General features: G+C 64.4%; 7 protein-coding genes. 2 read left to right on the plus strand and 5 right to left on the minus strand.

All coding sequences use genetic code 11. The annotated features are described in order from the left end of the window. Nucleotides 1-782: glutamine--tRNA ligase (locus Q7W02_25465; protein ID MDO8479482.1), on the plus strand; the 782-nt coding region annotated here is incomplete at its 5' end. A 55-nt stretch (nt 783-837) separates the two neighbouring features. Here the strand turns inward: Q7W02_25465 and Q7W02_25470 are convergent. From Q7W02_25470 to Q7W02_25485, 4 genes are all read right to left on the minus strand, one after another. Continuing rightward, on the minus strand, nt 838-1176 hold the full coding sequence (locus Q7W02_25470) for a DUF2442 domain-containing protein (protein MDO8479483.1): 339 nt from the start codon (nt 1174-1176) through the stop codon (nt 838-840). Beyond that, the gene (locus tag Q7W02_25475) at nt 1151-1396 is read right to left on the minus strand and encodes a DUF4160 domain-containing protein (GenBank protein ID MDO8479484.1); all 246 of its coding nucleotides are present in this window, start codon (nt 1394-1396) and stop codon (nt 1151-1153) included. Before Q7W02_25475 ends, Q7W02_25470 begins: the two co-directional genes overlap by 26 nt. A gap of 64 nt (nt 1397-1460) precedes the next feature. Next, nucleotides 1461-1805 carry a BrnA antitoxin family protein gene (locus Q7W02_25480; GenBank protein ID MDO8479485.1) on the minus strand — a complete coding sequence of 115 codons (345 nt, stop codon included), beginning with the start codon at nt 1803-1805 and terminating at the stop codon, nt 1461-1463. Then, nucleotides 1783-2091, minus strand: coding sequence for a BrnT family toxin (locus tag Q7W02_25485; GenBank protein MDO8479486.1), 309 nt, complete (start codon nt 2089-2091; stop codon nt 1783-1785). The genes Q7W02_25480 and Q7W02_25485 overlap by 23 nt, the downstream gene beginning before the upstream one ends. A gap of 209 nt (nt 2092-2300) precedes the next feature. Between Q7W02_25485 and Q7W02_25490 the strand changes: the two genes are divergently transcribed. After that, a complete protein-coding gene (locus tag Q7W02_25490) occupies nt 2301-2546 on the plus strand; it encodes an addiction module protein (protein ID MDO8479487.1) in 246 nt (81 codons plus the stop codon). Nucleotides 2547-2984: 438 nt separating this feature from the next. Here Q7W02_25490 and Q7W02_25495 read toward each other — a convergent pair whose 3' ends face one another. Then, nucleotides 2985-3353, minus strand: coding sequence for an energy transducer TonB (locus Q7W02_25495; protein ID MDO8479488.1), 369 nt, complete (start codon nt 3351-3353; stop codon nt 2985-2987). Nucleotides 3354-3637: the final 284 nt, after the last annotated feature.

Consider the following 3637-nt stretch of genomic DNA (forward strand, 5'->3'; position numbering starts at 1 on the left):
TGCGCCGCCGCGGGTACACGCCGGAGTCGATCCGGGATTTCTGCGCGCGTGTGGGTGTGGCGAAGAAGGCCAACGTGATCGACGTGGCCGTGCTCGAGCACGCCGTCCGCGAGGACCTGAACCGGCGGGCCAGCCGGGCACTGGCCGTGCTCCGCCCGATCAAGGTGGTTATCGAGAACTACCCGGAGGATCGTGTCGAGGCGCTGGAAGCCATCAACAACCCCGAGGACCCGGGGGCCGGCACGCGCTGGCTGCCGTTCTCCCGGGAGCTCTTCATCGAGCGCGAGGACTTCATGGAAGTCCCGCCGAAGAAGTTCTTCCGGCTCTCGCCTGGGAGCGAAGTGCGGTTGCGCTACGCCTATATCCTGAAGTGCGAATCGGTCGTGAAGGACGCCACGGGTGCCGTGACGGAACTGCGCTGCACCATCGACCCGGAGTCGCTGAGGGGTGAAACGGCCCAGCGCCGGGTGAAGGGCACCATTCACTGGGTATCCGCCGCCCATGCCCACGATGCGGAAGTGCGCCTCTACGACCGGCTGTTCGCCTCGGAACTGCCCGACGCGCACGACAACTGGCTGGCGGACCTGAACCCGAACTCGCTTGAGGTCCTGACGGGCTGCAAAGTGGAGGCGGCGCTCGCCGCGAATGCGCCCGGCTCGAGCTTCCAGTTCGAGCGGCAGGGCTACTTCTGCATGGACCTCGACTCCACGCCCGCCGCGCCGGTCTTCAACCGCACGGTCACCCTGAAGGACGCCTGGGCCCGCATGCAGGCGAAGGGATAGCCGCTCCCGCCCCTGGGCATCGGACACCTCCTGCTGTTAGGTGGAAGTGTCTACTTTATCGAGGGAGCTTCCGCGTCGGCTCCATTCGTTTGTTAGCCGGGCCCTTGCGTGCCCGCCACCGACGCAACGAAGCGGGGCTCTCTGTGGAGGGCTGCCCCAAAAGCAGCGCCTCGACCTCGATGTCCTCGTCCAGCGCGGGCCAATGGATGCCAAGGCCGCCACCCAGCAGGATCCAGCGCCGACGTTCGGCTGGTGTGCCTCCGGCCAAACGGGGAAACCACGACAGGGGCACCGACACCACGCGGTCGTCCTGCAACTCGACCACCAAGTGGTCGGCTGTTACACGAACCTGCCGCGCCAACGCGGATTCAACGGCCAGAGCGGAAGAAGCCATCCCATGCCCTCACGAGTTCATCGGTGTGCTGCTGGACCAGACGCCTGATTCGAGCGATCTCGGTCGACGAGAAGCCGTGGTTGTACTCCAGTTGGACCGGTTCCAACCAGAACTTGGCCAACCGGTCCTCTCGTCCGACGTGGACGTGTCGCGGTTCACCTCGGTCGCTGGAAAAGAAGAAGAACCGATACGGCCCCGCCTGGAGAACGGTCGGACTCACCCCGGAATTGTGCCAGCTTTCGGAGGGGCAGGCGAGTCGGGTTCGATCCGGCTAACGGCAGCGCTCAGCCGCGAGCCGTCCGTCGTCGAGCGTGGCTCGTCGGCTGCAGCGCCTTGTTAGACCGCGTGTGTCCGGTGGTTTCGGTCGTCACACGGTCGGCCAGGAACACCTTCAGCAGCGACTGGTACGGGACGTCTCGCTTGTTGGCCAGGACCTTGAGGTCTGCGAGCAAGGACGTGGGCAGACGCAGCGAGATAGTCTCAGTCGATGCCTTGAGATTGGGAAACACAACCTGGCGAGCGCTGGCCCAATCGACCACGTCAGCCGCATCGTGTGTCTCCCAGTACTCTCGCTCCGCTCGTTCCGAAGCGAACGCGGGAGCCTTCTTAGTTGTCGCTCGCTTGGCCATATCCCCTCCGTTCCCGCCGGCTCATGGGCCGCACCGAAATAACCCGCAGCCGCGAGTCTCTTACCGTGAACACCACGGTGAGCAGTCGCCCCGCGTCCGTGTGCCCGAACGCAAACTGCCTGGGTTCACTTCTGAACGGCGCCCCAACCACGACGAGCGGACGATTCAGAAAGACCTGTTCCGCTTCCGTCTGGCTGACCTGATGGCGGGTCCAGTTCTTAGACGCATTACCGTCGTCCCATTGAAACCCTTCGATGTCCGGCCAGAACTCGGGGAGTGAGCCCACGGCTGGAGTATACGCCTGCGATATACAACGTGCAATGTGTCGTGGGGAACAGGAGAGAACGTCGGTTCAGCGGTCTAACGTGTTGCCGCTCAGCCGCGAGCGGCTCATTGCCCGCCCCGCTCGTCGGCTACAGCGGCGTGTTGGGCTGCTGCTGGTGGCGAGTCGAAACCAAGCTTGTTGCTCCGTTGACTGCGCCCTAGAATGGCGACATGACCTCCAGAGCGCAAGCCCTTCTTCGGGAAGTGCTAACCCTGCCGACCGCTGAGCGGGCTGACGTGGCGGCGGAGCTCCTGGCGAGCCTGGACGACGCCCCGCCAGACAGTCCGGCCGAAGTCGAGGCCGCCTGGGCCCACGAGATTGAGCGTCGCGCCAGACGCGTGATGAGCGGCGAATCAGCAGGCGAGGCGTGGGAGGACGTGCGGGCCCGGGTGGTGAACCGCCTGACGTCTCGATGAACCGAGCCTTTCGGCCTGAGCCTGAGGCCTCCGCAGAACTTGAAGACGCCGCCGTCTGGTACAGCACGAAGCGCCCCGGCTTGGGCGTGGAGTTCGTGGAGGCAGTGGACGCCGCGCTGAGCCAGATTGCCCGGTGGCCGCAGATTGGCCGTGTGGTGCCCCGCGTTCCGAGCGACGTGCCCGCCCGTCGATTCCCGATCGAGCGATTCCCGTACCACGTGGTCTACCTGGAATGGGACGGTGCGATTCGGATTCTTGCGTTCGCGCATGATCGCCGTCGGCCAGGCTACTGGCTGTCTCGCCTCTAGATTCTGTCAGCCCAACGGTAGCGCTGAGCCGAGCTGCGCGGCGTCACGATACCACCGCCGCGCAGCGTCGGATCCAGCGCAATGTTGGCTGGCTGGTTGGCGCCTTCAGTCGTGGCCGCGCTAGCAGCAACTAGCGGAGCGTAAATGTCAACTCGACGGAGATGCGAACGGGGACCGGCCGCCCATCCTTCATGCCCGGCTTGAACTCCCACAGCTTGAGGGCTTCGACTGCCTGTCGATCCAAACCATAGGTCTGATCCAGCGACGTCCTGACCGACACGTCACCAACTCGACCGTCCATTTGGACGACGGCCGTCAGTCCGACCAGGCCTTCTAGTTTGTGTTCCTTGGCTTCCGCGGTGTACGTCGGCTGGACCGACTTGACGAGCACTGGCGCCGACACGCCGTTGCCCGGGACGTACACCTCTTGCGCTGAAGCACCTACGCCGACGAGTATTCCGGTCACGACCGCCGCCGCACGAATTGTGGCAAATGTCATCGGTCTACCTCCTAGGTACTCCCGATAAGACGAGGGGCCGCCCTGAATGGTCTTGTCCAGCTAACGTGTCAGATGAGCCGCGCCCGAAACACGCGGAAGCCGCTGAAGGGCGTCGGCTCCATCTGAAGGTTAGGCAGCACTTCGGTGCGGTCCGGTGACATAGGTTACAGAACAGTCCGGGGACATGGGTAACACCTTCAGCCAGACTCGAGCCGAGGTGCTCGATGCCGTGGCAGGAGACGTTACGCATGGATCAACGGGTGCAGTTCATCGCGGACTACCGG

Source organism: Candidatus Rokuibacteriota bacterium (genome assembly GCA_030647435.1).
In the GTDB taxonomy this organism is placed as follows: domain Bacteria; phylum Methylomirabilota; class Methylomirabilia; order Rokubacteriales; family CSP1-6; genus AR37.